Below are 17736 nucleotides of genomic sequence, written 5' to 3' on the forward strand. Positions count from 1 at the left end.
TGTCGCCGAGCCCACGGCAGATTGCCTTCACGAGACTGATCGAGAGTTCCATGGCCGCGCCCACCGACTTCGCGCCGCGTTCCGACTTCCTCCGCGTCCTCATCGAGCGCGGCTACGTCCACCAATGCTCCGACTTCGCGGGCGTGGACGAGGCCGCCCGCGAGGGCCGGCTGACGGCCTATGTCGGCTACGATTGCACGGCGCCGTCGCTGCATATCGGCCACCTGCTCTCGATCATGATGCTGCACTGGCTCCAGGCGACCGGCGGCAAGCCGGTGGCACTGATGGGCGGCGGCACGACCCGCGTCGGCGACCCGTCGGGCCGCGACGAGACCCGCAAGATCCTGACGCTCGACCAGATCGAGGCCAACAAGGCCGAGATCGGCAAGACCTTCGCGCGCTTCCTCGATTTCGGGAGCGCCCCCAACGCCGCCGTGATGGCCGACAACGCCGAGTGGCTGACCACGCTCAACTACATCGAGATGCTGCGCGACATCGGCCGGCACTTCTCGGTCAACCGGATGCTGTCGATGGACAGCGTGCGGCTGCGGCTGGAGCGCGACCAGGAGCTGTCGTTCCTGGAATTCAACTACATGATCCTCCAGGCCTACGACTTCGCCGAGCTGAACCGCCGCTACGGCGTGACGCTGCAGATGGGCGGCTCGGACCAGTGGGGCAACATCGTCACCGGCATCGATCTCGGCCGGCGCCTCGGCACGCCGCAGCTCCACGCCCTGACCTGCCCGCTGATGACCACCGCGTCGGGCGCCAAGATGGGCAAGACGGCGTCGGGCGCGGTCTGGCTCAACCCGGACATGCTGAGCCCCTACGAGTACTGGCAGTTCTGGCGCAACACCGAGGATGCCGATGTCGGCCGCTTCCTGCGCCTCTTCACCCTGATGCCCCTCGACGAGGTGGCAAGGCTCGAAGGCTTGGGCGGCCAGGAGATCAACGAGGCCAAGAAGGTGCTCGCCACCGAGGCCACCGCCCTGCTGCACGGTCGTGAAGCTGCGGAGGCCGCGGCCGAGACGGCACGCCGCACCTTCGAGGAAGGCGCGCTCGCCCAGAGCCTGCCCACCGTCGAGGTGCCGCGCGCCGCGATCGAGGCGGGGCTGGGCGTGCTCTCGGCCTTCGGGCCGGATCATGCCGCCCTCGTGCCCTCGACCAGCGAGGCGCGGCGCCAGGTGAAGAGCGGCGGCCTCAAGGTCAACGATGCGCCCGTCACCGACGAGCGCGCGGTGATCGGCACCGGTGACGTGACGCCGGAAGGCGTGGTGAAGCTGTCCTTCGGCCGCAAGAAGCACGTGCTGCTGCGGGTGGTGTAGGGTTTTTCGCGCGAGAGCGTGCGCGTGGCCCAGGCCGGGGCGTTTCCCGGACCGGCGCGACAACCCTCCCTCTCTGCGGCAGAGCTGTTCGGGGACAAGCAAAAGAGCGCGGGTTTCCCCCTCTCCCCGCGGGCGGGGAGAGGGCCGCGTCTCCGTTCAGGAGACGGGGCAAGCGCAGGCGCAGCCGGAGCGAGGGTGAGGGGGTCTCGACGAGTGAGGCTCCTCCGGAAACACCCCCTCACCCTCGCGGCGAACCTGCGGTCCGCTGCTCCCTTCGCCCCCGACGAGGGGGGCGAAGGCCTCTCCCCGCCCGCGGGGAGAGGGGAAACCCGCGCCCTTTATCCTCATCCCCGGACAGCCCTGCCTCAGCGGGGGAGGGCTCAGGCACGAGCCGTCGCGGAGGCTGCGCGGAACGGATCAGGCGTGCGGGCGGGCCCGGCGGCGGGTCGCGGCCCGCGCGGTCGCTGCCGGCGCGCAAAGCTGCCAGCCCCAATGGTCGTAGGCGGTCGTGGCGCGGGCCTCGCACCAGCCCTGGCGGCGGAGCGCCGTGGCGGCGCGGTCGCGATCCTCGCAGGCCTGGTTGGCCAGGGGCGAGGCCGGCAGGGCACAGGCCGCGTCGGCCCGCTGCCAGCGCGCGACGAGGTCCTCCGCGGCGGCCGGGACGGTGCCGGCGAGAAGCGGCACGAGGACGAGGAACGGACGCAGGGACGGCATCGCACGGGACCTTCGGTCAAGACGAACGGATCGATGCGAGACGATCGTGGCGTGGATCGGGCGGATCGGCGCAGTCCCGTCAAGCAGAAGCCGGATCTCGCCAAGAGGAACCGCCAAGAGGCCTAATCCGACAGGACGAGGCCCGGTCTGGCCGATCCGGGGGAGGCGCCCCGCCCCGACCCGACGGTTCCCGCCCGGCTGTGGCGGCCGGAACCCTCGCCAGCGCCACCATCCTGTGCTCAAAGGGCGCCACCTGACGACTGACGGGCTGACCCCCACGATGCTGCGCCGCCTCTACGAGTGGATCCTCGCGCTCGCCGCGCGCCCCTCGGCTCCCTACGCGCTCGGCGCGGTCTCCTTCGCCGAGAGCTCGTTCTTCCCGGTCCCGCCCGACGTGATGCTGGTGCCGATGGTGGTGACCCGGCCCGAGAAGGCCTGGACCTACGCGCTGATCGCGACGCTGACCTCGGTCGCGGGCGGCATCGCCGGCTACGCCATCGGCGCGCTGCTCTACGATTCCCTCGGCGCCTGGCTCTTCCACCTCTACGGCCTCGACAAGGGCGCCGACCAGTTCCGGGAGGCCTACGCCCATTACGGCCACTGGGTGATCCTGCTGAAGGGACTCACGCCGATCCCCTACAAGCTCGTCACCATCACGTCGGGCTTCGCCGGCTACGACCTGTTCTGGTTCGTCGTGCTGTCGCTCGTCACCCGGGGGGCGCGGTTCTTCATCCTGGCGGGGCTGGTGCGCCGCTACGGCGTCGGCATCCGCACCGTCCTCGACCGGCACCTGAACGCCGTGGCGGCGATCTGCGTCGCGGTCGCCGTGCTCGGCTTCGTCGGCTTCCGCTACCTGGTCTGAGGACATCGCCATGGCCGACACCCTCATGGCTCCCACCCTCGCCCGGCGGCTCACGGCGCCCCGGCCGGCTGCCCTGCTGCTGCTCGTCGGAGCGGCCGCCACCGTCGGCGGCGCGCTGATCTTCCAGCACGGCTTCGGCTACGTGCCGTGCAAGCTCTGCCTGACGGAGCGTCAGCCCTACTACCTCGCCCTGCCGCTGCTCGCCGCCGCCCTGCTGCTGCCGCGCCGGCTTGCGGGCGGGCTCCTGGCGCTGGCGGCGGTGATCTTCCTCGTCGGGGCGGGCTTGGGCGTCTACCATGCCGGGGCCGAATGGGGCTTCTGGCCCGGGCCGAGCGATTGCGGCGGCGGGGCCGGCCCGGCGCCGGCCGGCGTCGACGACTTCCTCAAATCCCTGCAGGCCACCCGCCCGGTGGATTGCACCGCGGCGGCCTGGCGCTTCCTCGGGATCTCGCTCGCCGGCTACAACGCCCTCATCGCGCTGGCCCTTTCGGGGCTCGCCGGCACGGCGGCCTGGCGCGCCCTGCGCAGCGGCTGATCCGGCGGATCAGCGCTTCGGCTTCATCACCGTCGGCTCGGCCAGGAGCGCGGCCAGCCGCTCGGAATCGAGGGCGGGTTCGGGCTTGGGCTTTGCCTCCTTGCGGGCCTCCTTCGCCGCCTCGGCCTTCCTGGCCTCGATCTTCTCCGGCCGCGCCATCCGGGCGGCCTTCGCGACGGGCGGCGTCGGCACGATCGAGCCGGTGGTGACCGGCTCGTCGAGGGGCATCGCGGGTTTCGCGGCGGCGACGAGCTGCGGGCGCGGCGGCTCGCGGTCGAGCTGGGCCGAGCAGACGGCGCAGACCGTGGCGAAGCCGAGACTCGCGACGCTCGCGAGGAAGAGGTTGGTACGCAGGGACACGGGCCGGGTACTCAAGGAACGGTTGACCATCCCGGAGCCTAGGCGCCGACCCTTAATGATCCCCTTGCCTCCTGATCTCTCGCCCTGCCGGTGCCACCTGTCCATCCACGATCCGATTCAGGGTTCGTACACGCTGTTCCTGCGGCCGTCCGAACCTGTCAGTTCCTAACGACTTCTTCCCGCAAAGGGGAAGAGATCGATGTTCTTTACCATGACGGCGGCGATCGGCGGCGGGATGATGGCCGCGATCTGGCTGCTCGAGGACGGCCCGGCCGTGGCGGCGGCAGCGGGGGCCATGGCCGGCGCGGCGAGTGCCGTCATGGCCGCAGCCCTTCTCGCCCGGCTCGACCGCCGGATCGATCCGGCCATCGACGCCGGACGAGCATCCGACGATCTTCCGCGCCTGCCGCACCGCCGCCGCGCCGCGCCGCGGGGCTTCGCGCGCCACCGGGAACCGGCCGTCGAGATCCTCGCCTCCCCGCGTTGATCCCGCCGGAACCCGGGCAGTGCGGCCCGGTTGACGGCCGCAATCCGGCGAGGACCCGAGCGATCCGCGTGGCACCGACCTTCTCTCCGGCCCGGCCCGGACCCGCCGCGTGAGGCGCATGCGTCCCGCATACCCCGTCCCGGCCTCGGCCGTCCTGGCCCTGGCCGCTTTCGTGATGGCCGGAAGCGCGCACGCCGCCGGGATCGGTTCGGGCGGCGGCCCGTCCGAGGTCGTTCTCGTCGTCCAGATCGTGCTGCTCCTCAGCCTCGGGCGCCTGCTCGGCGAGGCGATGCTGCGGGTCGGGCAACCGGCGGTGATGGGCCAGCTGCTCGCCGGGCTGCTGCTCGGCCCGTCCTTCCTCGGGGCGGTCTGGCCGGAGGCGCAGCACTGGCTGTTTCCGCCCGGGCGCGACCAGCGGGCGCTCCTCGACGGCATCGCCCAGCTCGGCATCCTGCTGCTCCTGCTGATGACCGGGATGGAGACCGACCTCGCGCTGGTGCGCAAGGTCCGGCGCGCGGCGGTCAGCGTCTCGGTCACCGGGGTCGCGGTGCCGTTCGCCTGCGGCTTCCTCCTCGGCTGGTTCCTGCCGGAGGCGATGCTGCCGCATCCGGAGCTGCGCCTCGTCACCGCGCTCTTCCTCGGCACCGCGCTGGCGATCTCGTCGGTCAAGATCGTCGCCATGGTGGTGCGCGAGATGAACTTCCTGCGCCGCAACGTCGGCCAGGTCATCGTCGCCTCGGCGATCATCGACGACACGATCGGCTGGGTGATCATCGCGGTGATCTTCAGCCTGGCACGGGCCGGCACCATCGATCCGTGGGAGGTCGGCCGCAGCCTCGCCGGCACCCTGGTCTTCCTCGGGATCAGCCTGACGGTCGGGCGCCGCCTGGTGTTCTGGCTGATCCGCTGGGCCAACGATTCCCTGAAGAGCGAGGCCGCGGTGATCACCGCGATCCTGGTGCTGATGGGCGTGCTGGCGCTGGTCACGCAGGCCCTCGGCGTCCACACGGTGCTGGGCGCCTTCGTGGCCGGGCTGCTGGTCGGCCAGTCGCCGATCCTGACGCGCCGGATCGACGAGCAGCTGCGCGGCGTCGTCACCGCCCTGTTCGCGCCGATCTTCTTCGGGCTCGCGGGCCTGAGCGCCGACCTCACCATCCTGCGCGACCCGCGCCTCCTGCTCCTCACCCTCGGGCTCATCGCGGTGGCGAGCCTCGGCAAGTTCGCCGGCGCCTTCGCGGGCGGGCTCATCGGGGGCCTGCGGCGGCCGGAATCCCTGGCGCTCGCCTGCGGGATGAACGCCCGCGGCTCGACCGAGGTGATCGTCGCCTCGATCGGGCTCGGCATGGGCGCGCTGAGCCAGGACCTGTTCACGATGATCGTCGCGATGGCGCTGATCACCACCCTGGCGATGCCGCCGATGCTGCGCTGGGCCCTCCACCGCCTGCCGCTGGAAGGCGAGGAGAAGGAGCGGCTGGAGCGCGAGGCGGCGGAGGAGACCGGCTTCGTCGCCCGGCTCGAGCGCCTGCTCGTCGCCGCCGACGACGGGGCGAAAGGCCGCTTCGCCGCGCGGATCGCCGGCCTCGTCGCGGGCTCCCGCGGCATGCCGGTGACGGTGGTGCGGCTCGGGACGCCGACCGAGGAGGCCGTGCTGTCGGGAGCGGTGGCGACCGCCGCGGAGGGTGCCCGGGGCGAGGAGACCGGGCTGGTCGAAGTGACGGAACACGCTCGTCCCGAGCCCGCCGCCGAGGCCGTGGGCGAGGAGGCCGCCAAGGGCTACGATCTCCTGATCGTCGGCATCAGCCCCACCGTGGCGCCCGAGGGCGGCCTCACCGACGCGGTGGCGGGCGCGGCGGAGCGGTTCGACGGGCCGCTCGCCATCGCGGCCGCCCGCGGCGCCCACCGCGACGATCCGGACGCCGCGCTCAGGATCCTGGCGGTGATCGACGGCACACAGGCCGCGCGCCGCGGTGCCGAGATCGCCGTCACCCTGGCCCGCGGCGCGAGCGCCCCGCTCTCAGTGCTCTTCCTGGCCGACGGCGGGGGGACGGGCCGCCGGCTCGCCGGGATGCGTCAGGGCGACGCCGCGGCCCTGCGCGAGGTGGTCGATCTCGCCGAGCGGGCCGGGCTGCGGGTGCGCACCCACGTCCGGGCGACCCGCTCGCCCGAGCGCGAGATCCTGCGCCAGGCCCGGGCCGGCGACCACGACCTGATCGTGATGGGGGTCACGCGCCGCGCCGGCGAAGCCGCGTCCTTCGGGCCGCTCGCCGAAACGGTGCTGGAGGCCTCGGACCGCTCAGTGCTTTTTCTGGCGAGCTGACGACTCAGTTCCGGTCGTCCGGCAGGGACGGCAGCGGCTGCACGGCGATGCCCTCGTCGAGGAGCGCCCGGGCGTCGTCGAGGCTCGCCTCGCCGTAGATCGCCCGCTGCTCGGTCTCGCCGTAATGCATCTTTCGCGCTTCCGCGGCGAAGTTCGCACCGACATGGTCGGCGGTGCGGGCGACGTGCTCGTGCAGGGAGCGGATCATCGCCCGCAATTGCCGCTCGGGCTCGGATACGAGGCTCACCGGTGCCTCGGCGGGGGCCGGCACCGCCTGCGCGGGCGCCGCGGCCGGTGCATCGGACGGGGGCGCGGGCAAGGCGACGGCGCGGCCGAGCGAGGGCGCCATGATCTGCTTGGAGACCTTCGCGCTGTCGCAGAACGGGCAGGTCACGAAGCCGGCGCGCGCCTGCTCGTCGTAGGAATCGCTCGACGGGAACCAGCTCTCGAAGCTGTGGCCGGAATCGCAGGACAGGGCGTAGCGGATCATGGAACCGGATATCGGTGCGCGGGCGCGCCGTTGCGAGGGAGATGCGACGCTGGAGGCGCGCCGTGCGGTGTCAGTCAGGCGCGGGCCGCCTCGACCGCCACGGGGCGGGCGTGGCGCAGGGCCGGGATGCGGGCGCGGGCCTCCGCGACGAGGGCCATATCGATCTCGGCCAGGATCACCCCCGGTTCGTTGCCGTCGGCCTCGGCGAGCACCCGGCCCCAGGGATCGACGATGAGGGAGTGGCCGTAGGTCTCGCGTCCGTCCTCGTGCCGGCCGCCCTGCGCGGCCGAGATCATGAACGAGCCGGTCTCGATCGCCCGCGCGCGCTGCAGGACGTGCCAATGCGCCTCGCCGGTCTGGCGGGTGAAGGCGGCGGGGGCCGACAGGATCTCGGCCCCGGCCTCGGCGAGCGCCCGGTAGAGGGCGGGGAAGCGCACGTCGTAGCAGATCGCGACGCCGAGACGGCCCCAGGGCAGGTCGGCGACGACGGCCCGGTCGCCGCCCGTATAGGTGGCGGATTCGCGATAGCTCTCGCCGTTGGGAAGATCGACGTCGTAGAGGTGGAGCTTGTCGTAGGCGGCGACGATCGCGCCCTCGCGGTCGATCACGAAGGCGCGGTTGGCGACCTTGTCGCCGTTCGTCACCGCCAGCGAGCCGACATGGACCACGACCCCCCGCTCGCGGGCGACGTCGCGCAGCGCACCGAGCGTCGCGTCGTCCTCGGGCGCGCGGATCTTCTGAAACAGGCTCGGCCTGTCCCGCTCCAGGAGCGAGGTCATCTCGGGGGTCTGGACGTAGTGCGCGCCGCGCCCGGCCGCCTCGCGGATGCCCGCCACCGCGGCGTCGCGGTTCTGCGCGGGGTCGCGGCCGGAGCGCATCTGCACGCAGGCGGCGACGAAGCGGGGAGCGGTCATGGGCGGCGGACTCCGGGACGATCCGGGAAGCTTACGCCGTCGAGCCCCCGCTCCGCTAGAGCGGGCCCCGCCCGGCCGGAGGATCAGCCGGCGAGCAGCGGCTCGAGGCGACCGGACCGGTCGAGGGCGTAGAGGTCGTCGCAGCCGCCGACATGGGTCTCGCCGACGAAGATCTGCGGCACGCTGGTGCGCCCGCCGGCCTTCCCGACCATCTCGCTGCGGGCGCCGGCCTTGGCCTCGACGTCGATCTCGGTGAAGGCGGCGCCCTTCTCCTTCAGCAGCGACTTGGCCGCCGAGCAATAGGGGCACCAGCTGGTGGTGTAGATCGTGACCGGCTGCATCCGTCGGCTCGCGCTGCTGGGTTACGTCACCCGATATAGGCGCCGGCGGATCGGCACGCCAGCGGCGCCTGCACGGCGGCCCCCGGACGTCCGGATCAGGCCGCCATCAGCTTCTCGACCTCGGTCACCAGCTCGCGCAGGTGGAAGGGCTTGGAGAGGACCTTGGCGTCCTTCGGAGCCTTCGAATCGGGGTTGAGCGCCACGGCGGCGAAGCCGGTGATGAACATCACCTTGATGTCGGGGTCGAGTTCGGTGGCGCGGCGCGCCAGCTCGATGCCGTCCATCTCGGGCATCACGATGTCGGTGAGCAGGAGCTCGAACGGCTCCTCGCGCAGGCGGTTATAGGCCGAGAGCCCGTTGTCGAACGAGGCCACGTCGTAGCCTGCGTTCTGGAGCGCCTTGGCGAGGAAGCGACGCATGTCGTTGTCGTCTTCCGCGAGGAGGATCTTCATGAACGAAAGTCCCGGATACCGATTCGGAGCGTTCATTCCATAAAGCGGCGTCGTGGTAAACAGAGTGTTGACGCCGCGCCGCCAAGCCGCTCCGTCCACGGTGGAATCGTCGAGCGGAATCGTCGGGCGGAATCCGGCCGCCCCGGGGCCGCGCGGCAGTGGACAGGCCCGGGCCGGGGCGCCAGATTAGCCGGATGATGATGGTGCGATCGCATCCCGCCCCCCGCCCCGGCACGTCCGGATGAGCCGAGCTTCTCCCGCCAGCCTGTTCGCCCCGCCCTTCCAGGTGGACGAGCCGGAGCGGCAGACCCTGCCGTTCGTCTACAATACCGGCCATTCGGGAGCGGTGTACCCGGCCTCCTTCGTGGCGGCCTCGCGGCTCGACGCGATGGCCCTGCGCCGCTCGGAGGACGCCTTCGTCGACCGGCTCTACGCGCCCGTCGTCGGGCTCGGCGCCCCTTTGATGCGCGCCTCGTTCCCGCGCGCCTATCTCGACGTCAACCGCGAGCCCTACGAGCTCGACCCGCGGATGTTCGAGGGGCGGCTGCCGCCCTTCGTCAACGTGCGCTCGATGCGGGTGGCGGGCGGCCTCGGCACGGTGCCCCGGGTGGTGGCGGACGGTCAGGAGATCTACCGCGGCCGGCTTCCGGTCGAGGAGGCGCTCGCGCGCATCGAGGAGCTGTACAAGCCCTATCACCGGACCCTGAAGGAGCTGGTGGCGCGCACTGCCCGGACCTTCGGCCACGCGGTCCTGATCGACTGCCACTCGATGCCCTCGACGAGCCTGTCGCGCGACGAGGGACCGGTGGTCGACGTGGTGCTGGGCGACCGGTTCGGCACCGCCTGCGCGCCCGACCTGATCGACTGCGCGGAGGCCGCCTTCCGCGGCCACGGCCTGCGGGTGGTGCGCAACAAGCCCTATGCGGGCGGGTTCGTCACCGAGCATTACGGCGAGCCGGCGCAAGGCCGCCACGCCCTGCAGATCGAGGTCAACCGCGCCCTCTACATGGACGAGCGCAAGCTCCTGCCCCGGCCCGGCTTCGAGGCGCTGTCGCGGGTCCTGACGGGAGTGGCCGAGACGCTGGGGCACGCCGCCCTCGACCTCGGCCCCCGGCGCATCGCCGCCGAATAGAACCTGCGAAGTCCCCTTTCGTCGTCCGACGATCGCCGGGCTGGCGCGGCCGGTTCGATCGGCTAAGCAGGGCGGCGACGCGGCCCCGCGGCTCCCCTCGCGGGTCCGGGGCGCAAGACTCCTGCGTGAAACTCTTTTACGCGAACTTTGGGGAAGCCCGCGATGATCGACCTCCGCCTGCGCCGCAGCGTGCTCTACATGCCGGGCTCGAACCTGCGCGCCCTCGAGAAGGCGCGCAGCCTCCCGGCCGACGCGCTGATCCTCGACCTCGAGGACGCGGTCGCCCCGGACGCCAAGGACGTGGCGCGCGAGCAGGTCTGCGCCGCGGTGCGCCAGGGCGGCTACGGCGACCGGGAGCTGATCATCCGGGTCAACGCCCCGCAGACTCCGTGGGGCGAGGCGGACCTGCGGGCGGCGATCGAAGCCGGGCCCGACGCGATCCTGATGCCGAAGGTCTCCTCGCCGGCGGTGCTGGAGAACATCGCCGACCGGCTCGAGGCCCTCGACGCGCCCGCCGGCATCAAGATCTGGGCGATGATCGAGACCCCGGCGGCGATCCTCAACATCCAGGCGATCGCGGCGGCGCGGCGCAACCCGGGCACCCGTCTCACCTGCTTCGTGCTGGGCACCAACGACCTCGCCAAGGACACCTGGACCCAGATCGTCCCCGGCCGCGCCCCGATGATGCCCTGGCTGATGACCGCGCTCGCCGGCGCCCGGGCCGAGGGGCTGACGATCCTCGACGGCGTCTACAACAACTTTTCCGACCTCGACGGCTGCCGCGAGGAATGCGAGCAGGCCCGCATCCTCGGCTTCGACGGCAAGACCCTGATCCATCCGAGCCAGGTGGCGCTCGCCAACACCGCCTTCGCGCCGACCGAGGCCGAGGTCGCGGTGGCCCGCAGCGTGATCGAGGCCTTCGAGCGGCCCGAGAACGCCAGGCGCGGCGCGATCCAGATCAGCGGCCGCATGTTCGAGCGCCAGCACATCCCGATGGCTCGGCGCGCCGTCGCCTGGTCGGAGGCGATCGCCGCCCGGGGCCAGTAAGGCCCCGAGGCCGCCGAGGCAGGTGGACCGCGCGGTGCGTCCGGCTTGACCGCCGGACGTTCGCACTGCACAAATTCCTAACGAACAGTGAACGCGCGGGCGCCGAGACCGTCTCCCCCCCCACGGCACCTTGGCTCGCGCGTCACCTCCGGCCCGCCGCAAGGCCCGGCCCACCTCGGCGCCCCCGGCCCTTCGGCGCCGCTCCCTCGTCACCCCCCCGCGACGGAGACGCCCATGGAGACGCCCATGCGCTGCGAGCCCCCGGCCTTCGAGACCATCTTCCGCATCCCGGGCGAGCACCGGCTGGAGAGCGACGGCATGCTCGGCCGCGGCGGCCGGGTCTTCGGCCTGTGCTGGTTCCACCGGGAATACGACCGGCGCGACCGCCTGGTGGCGCGCTACGAGACCTACGACGAGGTCGGCGCCGACGGTGCGTCGCGCTGCGGCTGGCGCCGCTACGACGAGGCGGGCCGACTCACCCTCGGGCACGAGGTCGGGATGCGCTGGGCCGCCCTGGTCGAGAGCCTGTCGCGGCGCGAGGCCGAGACGGCGCTCCAGCACCCGCAGGGCGCCGTGCTCGACGCCATCCCGGCCTGAGCGGCCGGGTCGCCGGCCTGCGACACCCGCGGCGTCACCGGGCTTCGGTGGCTTTCGACCGGCGGGTTTTCGTCAGCGAGCGGGCTTCTTCGCCGGCTCGGCCGCCGCCGCGGCCGGGGCGATGCTGCCGGTCTGGCTCACCTTGTCCCGCGCCGTGTCGAGGCGCTTCGTCAGGGCGGCGAGGTCGCGCTGCGTGGTGGCGAGCTGCGCCTTGGCCTTGTCGCGGGTCGCGCCGAGCTGGGCGATCTCGTCGCGGGTCGCGGCGATCTTGGCCTGACGGTCGCGCAGCTCGGCCTCGACGTCCTGGAACTGCTTGAAGCGCGCGGCGAGCGCGTCGCGCTGGCCTTCGGTCTCCGCCAGCTGGGCCCGCAGGGCGCTCTTGCCCGACGAGGACACCCCGTAGGCGCCCCAGCCCGACAGGGTGCCGAGGCCGAGGATGCCGGCCGCGAGAAGGGCGGGCGTGGGGCGGAACCGCAGGGCGCGCATCGGCAGTCCTCGTCAGATACTCGTAGGGCCGCCGGTGGCGGCCGAGGATGTCCCGAACCCGGGAACACGACTGTCCGCAACAATGACGGATCTTCGTTAACGCGGCCTTGCTCGGCGACGCGGCGGGAAACCTTGATGCTGGGTTACCGCGACCTTCGCTCCTGCCGGGAGATCGCGGGACGAAGGCTTAACACCCCATCCGTTAGGCCTAGTCCTGTTAGAGCAAGGCCGGCGCCGGGAGGGGCGGACCCGTCATGATGCGGCTCATCGACCGCTTCCGATCAGACCGCCGCGGCAGCATCGCGGTGATCATGGCGCTGACGATGATCCCGGTGACCTTCCTGGTCGGGGCGGGGGTCGATTACGCCCGCGCCGCCGCCGTCCGGGCGAAGCTCCAGACCGCCACCGACGCCGCGGTGCTGGCGGTCATCCGCGAGGCGCCGACCCTGCCCTCCGAGGCGGCGTTCCGCGCCCGCGCCCGGGCCTTCTTCGATGCGAGCTTCCCGCCCCAGTCCGGCGTGACCGTGACCGGCTTCACCCCGGCCCGCGCCGGCACGCAGGTGACGGTCAGCGCCACCGCGCAGGTCGAGATGACCCTCGGGCGCCTGATGCACCCGGCCCCGCTCGTGGTCAGCGGCACGTCGCAGGCGATGTCCGGCGGCCGGGCGCTGGAGGTGGCGCTGGTCCTCGACAATACCGGCTCGATGAACGACGCCGGCAAGCTGCCGGCCCTCAAGCAGGCGGCGAAGGACTTTCTGGCCTATCTCGACAAGGTCGTGGTCAGCCGGGCGGACGCCAAGGTCGCGCTGGTCCCGTTCTCGACCCAGGTCAATCTCGGGACCGCCGTCACGAGCGCCGGCTGGCTCAGCTACGGCAAGCTCGGCACCGTCGGGCCGACGAGCTGGCAGGGCTGCATCACCGACCGCGACCAGCCCTACGACGTCCAGGCTCCGAACGCCGAGCCGACCGGGGCCGCCGCCTATCCCGCGGACCGCTGCGCCTCGCTCCAGAACGGCAAGCCGACGCTCGCGGAGATCCGCCCCCTCGGCACCGACTACGCGACGCTCAACGCCGCCATCGACGCGATGAGCGCGGGCGGCGCCACCAACGTCACCGTCGGGGTGGCCTGGGGTCTCGAGGCGCTGACGCCCTACGGGCCGCTCGCCAATGCCACGAGCCTCGCCGACGACCGGGTCACGAAGGTCATGATCGTGCTCACCGACGGGCTGAACACGCAGAACCGCTGGAAAGTCGCCTGCACCGGCAACTTCCTGTACGATCTCCTCGCCCTCCCCGGCTGCGTCGACGACAGCGTCATCGACGCCCGCACGCTCAGCGCCTGCACGGCCGCCAAGACCGCCGGCATCGTCATCTACACGGTGCGGGTGATCGACGGGAATGCCGACATGCTGCGGTCCTGCGCGAGCAAGGACGGGTTCTTCTACAACGTGATCACGGCCGACGACTTGAAACCGGCCTTCCAGAGCATCGGCCGCTCGATCGCGCAATTCCGGCTGACGCAGTAGGGCGGGCTCGGTCCGCAACAAGCCGGCCGGAGACCACCCGTTGACTCTTGCGTTGCGTTGCAGCATCGTGATTGCTGCGTCGCACAAATCCTCAGGGCGGCGCGCGTAGCGACAAGCCGGAGGCCACGCCCGTGAGCAGCACCCAGAAGCCCTTCGAGATCCCGACCGAGATGCGCGACTTCGCCGAGAAGGGCGTGCAGAACGCCCGCACCGCGTTCGGCACCTTCCTGGGCTCCGCCCGCAAGCTCGCCGAAACCGTGCAGACCTCGACCCAGACCTCGCAGACCGGCATGGGCGCCGCCGTGGCCCGCGGCTTCGACTACACCGAGCAGCACGCCACCGCGACCTTCGACCTCGCCGAGAAGCTCGTGCGCACCCGCGACGTCAAGGAGGCGCTGGAGCTGCAGGGCGAGTACATGCGCAACCAGATGAGCGCGCTGCAGGCCCAGGCGAAGGAGTTCGCCACCCTGTCCGAGTCGATCAAGGACGACCTGACCAAGGCCCAGACCAAGGCCTGAGGCCGCCACGGGGCGGGGCCGACAGGCCTCGCCCCGCGCCGATGACGGCAGCGGGCCGGGCCGCGCGAGGCCCGCCGGGCCTTCCGCGTCCGGCCCCGCCCGCGCCGATCCGCCGGTGCCCCGGACGAGCCTGCCGGCGCTCCGGTGTCGCGCGTTCGCCCCCCGCACCGGGTGAGGGCGGGCGCGCCCGCTACTCCAGGAGGCCGAGCCATGACCACGCGCCGCATCGACAAGACCCGCAAGCCGCCCCGCCGTCCCCCCGTGCGGACGGCCGCGCGCCCGAATGGTGCATCCCAGTCCGTCCAGGGCGAGACCGGCCTGGCCGGCACCGACGAGACGGCTCCCGACACGGCCGCCGAGACCGTCGCCGTCGCGCCTCCCGCCACGCCGGACGCAGCCGAGGTCGTCGCGCCGGAGCCCGCCGCGCCGGATTCCGTCGCCGAGCAGGAGCCCGCCGCCCAGCCCGCCGACGCGGTGAGCGAGGAGACCGGGGCCGCGGCGTCCGAGTCCCCCGTCGAACCGGCCGAGGCGTCGGCGGCTGCCGCCGACGAGGCGCCGGCCGAGGTCCCTGCCGCGCAGGAGCCGACTGCCCATAGCGCTGAGGCCCATGACGCCGAGGCCCATGACGCCGAGGCCCATGACGCCGAGGCCCATGACGCTGCGGCGCAGGAGCCGGCGACCCAGGAGCCCGAGCCCGTCGCCCCACAGGGGTCGGACGAGGCGACCGCGCGCCCGCAGACCGTCTCGTCAGACCCGGCACCGGCCGACGTGCCGGCTGTCGCGAGCGCCGCGGGGCCGGCCCCCGCCGCGTCGCCGGACACGGCCTCCGCCGCGTCGCCGGACACGGCCTCCGCCGCCGGTGCGTCGAAGCCGTCCGGTGCGGAGCAGGAGGTGCCGCTTGCCGCCCTGCAGGGCTTCATCGAGATCAACGGCCGGCTGGTGGCCTTCCTCCAGGGCGAGGGCCAGGCCGCCGTGGCGTTCTGGAAGTCGGCCATGACCGTCCGCTCGCCGGGCGACCTGGCGCAGCTCCAGGCCGCCGAGATGAGCCGGGCGATCGATGCCGCCTTCGCCTGCTGGACCGACCTCGCCCGCCGCATGGGCCGTCTCGCCACCGTGGTGCCGTCCCGGTCCCGCGCCGCCTGACCGCACGCCCGGCCGGCATCCCCGATGCCGGTCGCCGGGCCCGGATCGGCGACGAATCCGGGCCTCGACCCGCCACCAGTAGAAGGAGACCGGGATGTTCGACGCTTGGTACGCGACCGCGATGCTCGCGATGGAATCCCAGAAGGTCATCGAGCTGCGCATGGTCAAGCTCGCCTGGGGCGGCCTCGCCGGCCAGGTCGAGGCGCAGCGGATGGTGAGCGAGAAGATCGGTGCCGCCCTCGAGGCGACCGGCACCCTGCTCGGCGGCGGCACGCCCGAGGCGGTGATCGATCGCTACCGCGAGCACGTCCGCAACAACGTCGCGCGCCTCTCGACGCCCACCGACGATCACCCCGCCGGCCACTGACGGGCGACGCGACTCTCCCGTTGCTCCCGGGCACGCCCGGGAGCGCCGCGCCCTCCGGCGACGGCCCCGGAACCGCTCCGGACGACCCCGCGCGCACGCCCTCCCCCCTCACGCCCCGCTTGACCGTGCGGCGCACCGCTTCCATCTCGGACCGGCCGGGGCGCGACGGATTCGCGTGGGGGGACGGGGTTCCGCACCGATGCCGATCCAACGCCGGGCCGCCATCACCCTGGCGGTCCTCGCCCTGCTGGTCTTCCTGCTCTACCAGCTGCGCGACGTGCTGCTGCCCTTCGTGGCGGGCGCGGCCCTGGCCTATGCCCTCGATCCCGTCGCCGACCGGCTGGAGCGCCTCGGACTCGGGCGGCTCGCGGCGACGCTGCTCATCCTGGCCACCTTCGTCTGCGGGCTGATCCTGGCGCTGATCGTGGTGGTACCGCTCGCCGCCAACCAGATCGCCGCCCTCGTCGCCTCGCTGCCGGCGATGATCGCCAAGCTCCAGGCGATCATCGCCGAGCGGGCCGGCCCCCTGATCGAGCGGGCCGGCGGCGCGGGCGCGTTCCAGGAGCTGCAATCCTCCGTCGGCAACCTGACCGGGCAGGCGGTGGCCTGGCTCCTCGGCTTCCTGCGCTCGCTGTGGTCGGGCAGCCAGGCGGTGGTCGGCATCGTCTCGCTGCTCGTGGTGACGCCCGTGGTGGCGTTCTACCTCCTGGTCGACTGGGACCGGATGATCGCCACCCTCGACCGCTGGGTGCCGCCCCGCCACCGGGATACCGCCCGCACCCTCGCCCGCGAGATCGACGGGGCAATCACCGCCTTCATCCGCGGCCAGACCCTGGTCTGCCTCCTGCTCGGCACCTTCTACGCCGTCGGCCTGTGGTGCGTCGGGCTCAATTTCGGCGTGCTGATCGGCCTGATGTCGGGCCTCCTGACCTTCATCCCGTATGTCGGCTCGCTCACCGGCTTCCTGCTCTCGACCGGCGTCGCCCTGGTGCAGTTCTCGCCCGATTGGGTCTCGGTGGTGCTGACGGTCGGGGTGTTCCTCGTCGGGCAGTTTCTCGAGGGCAACGTGCTCCAGCCCAAGCTCGTCGGCGATGCGGTGCGGCTGCACCCGGTCTGGCTGATGTTCGCCCTCCTCGCCTTCGGCTCGCTGTTCGGCTTCCTCGGCCTCCTGCTCGCGGTGCCGGTGGCGGCGGCGATCGGGGTGGTCGCCCGGTTCGGGGTGAAGCGCTATCTGGAGAGCCGCCTCTACCACGACGGCACGCCGATCCTGACCGCCGACGCGGCGGTCGCCCGGGTGACGACCGCCGAGCCCGCCCCGCCCGTCCCGTCGAAGCCGTGACCCCGCGAGATCCCCCGCCCCGCATGCCAGACCAGCCGCGCCAGCTCGCCCTCGACCTGCCGGTCGACGCCCGCTTCGGCTCCGAGGATTTCTTGGTCAGCCCCTCCAACGAGGGAGCCTATGCCCGCATCGAGGCCTGGCCCGACTGGCCGGACCGGGTCCTCGTGCTCACGGGTCCGCCGGGCAGCGGCAAGAGCCATCTCGCGGCGATCTTCGCCGAGCGCTCCGGCGCCCGCGTCCTGCCGGTCGCCGCCGTGACCGCGGCGGCGGTGCCGGAGATCGCCGGGGCCGACGCCCTGGTGATCGAGGATGCCGACCGGGCGGAGGACCGCGACGAGGCCGCGCTGTTCCACCTCCTCAACCTCGTCCGGGAGCGGGGCCTCAGCGTGGTGGTGACGGGCTCCGGCCCGGTGGAGGCCTGGGGCCTCGCCACCCCCGACCTGCGCTCGCGCCTGCGGCTCGCCCCCGGCGTCGCCCTCGACCCGCCGGACGAGGCCCTGCTGAAGGTCGTGCTGGTCAAGCTCTTCCTCGACCGTCAGCTCGTCGTCGATACCAGCGTCGTCGACGCCCTGGCCCTGCGCCTCGACCGGTCCCTGGCGCGCGCCCGGGACGTGGTGGCGGTCCTCGACCGCGAGGGACTGAGCCGGCGCCGGCGCATCACCCGGCCGCTCGCCCTCGCGACGCTGGCGGCCCTGGAAGGCACCGGGGACGACGAGATCGAGGAGCCGGAAGACGAGACGTGACCCTGCGCCGGACGGGCTCTTGACGGCCCGGATCCGGCGTC

General features: G+C 72.6%; 21 protein-coding genes. 14 read left to right on the forward strand and 7 right to left on the reverse strand.

Annotation, left to right across the window (positions count from 1 at the left end; all coding sequences use genetic code 11):
* Positions 1–50 precede the first annotated feature (50 nt).
* Positions 51–1325, forward strand: coding sequence for a tyrosine--tRNA ligase (gene tyrS / locus miv_RS05520; RefSeq protein ID WP_207181782.1), 1275 nt, complete (start codon positions 51–53; stop codon positions 1323–1325).
* A gap of 417 nt (positions 1326–1742) precedes the next feature.
* Here the strand turns inward: tyrS and miv_RS05525 are convergent, their stop codons facing one another.
* Positions 1743–2039 carry a hypothetical protein gene (locus tag miv_RS05525; protein WP_207181783.1) on the reverse strand — a complete coding sequence of 99 codons (297 nt, stop codon included), beginning with the start codon at positions 2037–2039 and terminating at the stop codon, positions 1743–1745.
* A 280-nt stretch (positions 2040–2319) separates the two neighbouring features.
* Between miv_RS05525 and miv_RS05530 the strand changes: the two genes are divergently transcribed.
* Together miv_RS05530 and miv_RS05535 are read left to right on the forward strand one after the other, a co-directional pair.
* Positions 2320–2901, forward strand: a complete 582-nt coding sequence (locus miv_RS05530; protein WP_048427835.1) for a YqaA family protein — start codon at positions 2320–2322, stop codon at positions 2899–2901.
* A 10-nt stretch (positions 2902–2911) separates the two neighbouring features.
* Positions 2912–3436 carry a disulfide bond formation protein B gene (locus miv_RS05535; protein ID WP_244748885.1) on the forward strand — a complete coding sequence of 175 codons (525 nt, stop codon included), beginning with the start codon at positions 2912–2914 and terminating at the stop codon, positions 3434–3436.
* A 9-nt stretch (positions 3437–3445) separates the two neighbouring features.
* Here miv_RS05535 and miv_RS05540 read toward each other — a convergent pair whose 3' ends face one another.
* Complete coding sequence (locus tag miv_RS05540) at positions 3446–3796, reverse strand: hypothetical protein (protein ID WP_207181784.1); 351 nt, start codon at positions 3794–3796, stop codon at positions 3446–3448.
* 199 nt (positions 3797–3995) lie between these two features.
* Between miv_RS05540 and miv_RS05545 the strand changes: the two genes are divergently transcribed.
* Positions 3996–4283 (forward strand): hypothetical protein, encoded by a 288-nt coding sequence (locus tag miv_RS05545; protein ID WP_207181785.1) that lies wholly within the window; start codon positions 3996–3998, stop codon positions 4281–4283.
* A 118-nt stretch (positions 4284–4401) separates the two neighbouring features.
* Positions 4402–6600: a cation:proton antiporter domain-containing protein gene (locus miv_RS05550; RefSeq protein WP_207181786.1), complete on the forward strand. Its 2199-nt coding sequence runs from the start codon at positions 4402–4404 to the stop codon at positions 6598–6600.
* A gap of 4 nt (positions 6601–6604) precedes the next feature.
* Here miv_RS05550 and miv_RS05555 read toward each other — a convergent pair whose 3' ends face one another.
* The 4 genes from miv_RS05555 to cpdR all read right to left on the reverse strand — a co-directional run bounded on the left by miv_RS05555 (position 6605) and on the right by cpdR (position 8797).
* Positions 6605–7090, reverse strand: coding sequence for a DUF1178 family protein (locus tag miv_RS05555; RefSeq protein WP_207181787.1), 486 nt, complete (start codon positions 7088–7090; stop codon positions 6605–6607).
* 74 nt (positions 7091–7164) lie between these two features.
* On the reverse strand, positions 7165–8004 hold the full coding sequence (locus miv_RS05560) for a carbon-nitrogen hydrolase family protein (RefSeq protein ID WP_207181788.1): 840 nt from the start codon (positions 8002–8004) through the stop codon (positions 7165–7167).
* Between the two features lie 83 nt (positions 8005–8087).
* A complete protein-coding gene (grxC, locus tag miv_RS05565; protein WP_048427829.1) occupies positions 8088–8345 on the reverse strand; it encodes a glutaredoxin 3 in 258 nt (85 codons plus the stop codon).
* A gap of 95 nt (positions 8346–8440) precedes the next feature.
* On the reverse strand, positions 8441–8797 hold the full coding sequence (gene cpdR / locus miv_RS05570) for a cell cycle two-component system response regulator CpdR (RefSeq protein ID WP_048427828.1): 357 nt from the start codon (positions 8795–8797) through the stop codon (positions 8441–8443).
* 241 nt (positions 8798–9038) lie between these two features.
* Between cpdR and miv_RS05575 the strand changes: the two genes are divergently transcribed.
* The 3 genes from miv_RS05575 to miv_RS05585 all read left to right on the forward strand — a co-directional run bounded on the left by miv_RS05575 (position 9039) and on the right by miv_RS05585 (position 11573).
* The gene (locus miv_RS05575; RefSeq protein ID WP_207181789.1) at positions 9039–9929 is read left to right on the forward strand and encodes an N-formylglutamate amidohydrolase; all 891 of its coding nucleotides are present in this window, start codon (positions 9039–9041) and stop codon (positions 9927–9929) included.
* Positions 9930–10091: 162 nt separating this feature from the next.
* On the forward strand, positions 10092–10976 hold the full coding sequence (locus miv_RS05580; protein WP_048427826.1) for an HpcH/HpaI aldolase/citrate lyase family protein: 885 nt from the start codon (positions 10092–10094) through the stop codon (positions 10974–10976).
* A 234-nt stretch (positions 10977–11210) separates the two neighbouring features.
* A complete protein-coding gene (locus tag miv_RS05585) occupies positions 11211–11573 on the forward strand; it encodes a hypothetical protein (RefSeq protein WP_244276540.1) in 363 nt (120 codons plus the stop codon).
* Positions 11574–11645: 72 nt separating this feature from the next.
* Here miv_RS05585 and miv_RS05590 read toward each other — a convergent pair whose 3' ends face one another.
* Positions 11646–12059: a hypothetical protein gene (locus tag miv_RS05590; protein ID WP_207181791.1), complete on the reverse strand. Its 414-nt coding sequence runs from the start codon at positions 12057–12059 to the stop codon at positions 11646–11648.
* A 257-nt stretch (positions 12060–12316) separates the two neighbouring features.
* On the opposite strand from miv_RS05590, the gene miv_RS05595 reads away from it, so the two are divergent.
* From miv_RS05595 to miv_RS05620, 6 genes are all read left to right on the forward strand, one after another.
* Entirely contained in the window at positions 12317–13585 is a 1269-nt protein-coding gene (locus miv_RS05595) for a TadE/TadG family type IV pilus assembly protein (protein ID WP_207181793.1), read from the forward strand.
* 131 nt (positions 13586–13716) lie between these two features.
* Positions 13717–14103, forward strand: a complete 387-nt coding sequence (locus tag miv_RS05600; protein WP_274534413.1) for a phasin — start codon at positions 13717–13719, stop codon at positions 14101–14103.
* Between the two features lie 210 nt (positions 14104–14313).
* Positions 14314–15246, forward strand: a complete 933-nt coding sequence (locus tag miv_RS05605) for a hypothetical protein (RefSeq protein WP_207181795.1) — start codon at positions 14314–14316, stop codon at positions 15244–15246.
* A 94-nt stretch (positions 15247–15340) separates the two neighbouring features.
* The gene (locus tag miv_RS05610; protein ID WP_048427822.1) at positions 15341–15613 is read left to right on the forward strand and encodes a hypothetical protein; all 273 of its coding nucleotides are present in this window, start codon (positions 15341–15343) and stop codon (positions 15611–15613) included.
* 205 nt (positions 15614–15818) lie between these two features.
* On the forward strand, positions 15819–16952 hold the full coding sequence (locus miv_RS05615) for an AI-2E family transporter (protein ID WP_207183412.1): 1134 nt from the start codon (positions 15819–15821) through the stop codon (positions 16950–16952).
* Positions 16953–16975: 23 nt separating this feature from the next.
* Positions 16976–17695, forward strand: a complete 720-nt coding sequence (locus miv_RS05620; RefSeq protein WP_207181797.1) for a P-loop NTPase family protein — start codon at positions 16976–16978, stop codon at positions 17693–17695.
* Positions 17696–17736 lie beyond the last annotated feature (41 nt).

The organism is Methylobacterium indicum (genome assembly GCF_017347565.1).
Classification (GTDB): Bacteria; Pseudomonadota; Alphaproteobacteria; order Rhizobiales; family Beijerinckiaceae; genus Methylobacterium; species Methylobacterium indicum.

What these genes read in the sequence shown, in the direction of transcription:
- tyrS (WP_207181782.1), top strand. Translation starts at nt 51, where the DNA reads ATGGCCGCGCCCACCGACTTCGCGCCGCGTTCCGACTTCCTCCGCGTC.
- miv_RS05525 (WP_207181783.1), bottom strand. Translation starts at nt 2,039, where the DNA reads ATGCCGTCCCTGCGTCCGTTCCTCGTCCTCGTGCCGCTTCTCGCCGGC.
- miv_RS05530 (WP_048427835.1), top strand. Translation starts at nt 2,320, where the DNA reads ATGCTGCGCCGCCTCTACGAGTGGATCCTCGCGCTCGCCGCGCGCCCC.
- miv_RS05535 (WP_244748885.1), top strand. Translation starts at nt 2,912, where the DNA reads ATGGCCGACACCCTCATGGCTCCCACCCTCGCCCGGCGGCTCACGGCG.
- miv_RS05545 (WP_207181785.1), top strand. Translation starts at nt 3,996, where the DNA reads ATGTTCTTTACCATGACGGCGGCGATCGGCGGCGGGATGATGGCCGCG.
- miv_RS05550 (WP_207181786.1), top strand. Translation starts at nt 4,402, where the DNA reads ATGCGTCCCGCATACCCCGTCCCGGCCTCGGCCGTCCTGGCCCTGGCC.
- miv_RS05555 (WP_207181787.1), bottom strand. Translation starts at nt 7,090, where the DNA reads ATGATCCGCTACGCCCTGTCCTGCGATTCCGGCCACAGCTTCGAGAGC.
- miv_RS05560 (WP_207181788.1), bottom strand. Translation starts at nt 8,004, where the DNA reads ATGACCGCTCCCCGCTTCGTCGCCGCCTGCGTGCAGATGCGCTCCGGC.
- grxC (WP_048427829.1), bottom strand. Translation starts at nt 8,345, where the DNA reads ATGCAGCCGGTCACGATCTACACCACCAGCTGGTGCCCCTATTGCTCG.
- cpdR (WP_048427828.1), bottom strand. Translation starts at nt 8,797, where the DNA reads ATGAAGATCCTCCTCGCGGAAGACGACAACGACATGCGTCGCTTCCTC.
- miv_RS05575 (WP_207181789.1), top strand. Translation starts at nt 9,039, where the DNA reads ATGAGCCGAGCTTCTCCCGCCAGCCTGTTCGCCCCGCCCTTCCAGGTG.
- miv_RS05580 (WP_048427826.1), top strand. Translation starts at nt 10,092, where the DNA reads ATGATCGACCTCCGCCTGCGCCGCAGCGTGCTCTACATGCCGGGCTCG.
- miv_RS05585 (WP_244276540.1), top strand. Translation starts at nt 11,211, where the DNA reads ATGGAGACGCCCATGCGCTGCGAGCCCCCGGCCTTCGAGACCATCTTC.
- miv_RS05590 (WP_207181791.1), bottom strand. Translation starts at nt 12,059, where the DNA reads ATGCGCGCCCTGCGGTTCCGCCCCACGCCCGCCCTTCTCGCGGCCGGC.
- miv_RS05595 (WP_207181793.1), top strand. Translation starts at nt 12,317, where the DNA reads ATGCGGCTCATCGACCGCTTCCGATCAGACCGCCGCGGCAGCATCGCG.
- miv_RS05605 (WP_207181795.1), top strand. Translation starts at nt 14,314, where the DNA reads ATGACCACGCGCCGCATCGACAAGACCCGCAAGCCGCCCCGCCGTCCC.
- miv_RS05610 (WP_048427822.1), top strand. Translation starts at nt 15,341, where the DNA reads ATGTTCGACGCTTGGTACGCGACCGCGATGCTCGCGATGGAATCCCAG.
- miv_RS05620 (WP_207181797.1), top strand. Translation starts at nt 16,976, where the DNA reads ATGCCAGACCAGCCGCGCCAGCTCGCCCTCGACCTGCCGGTCGACGCC.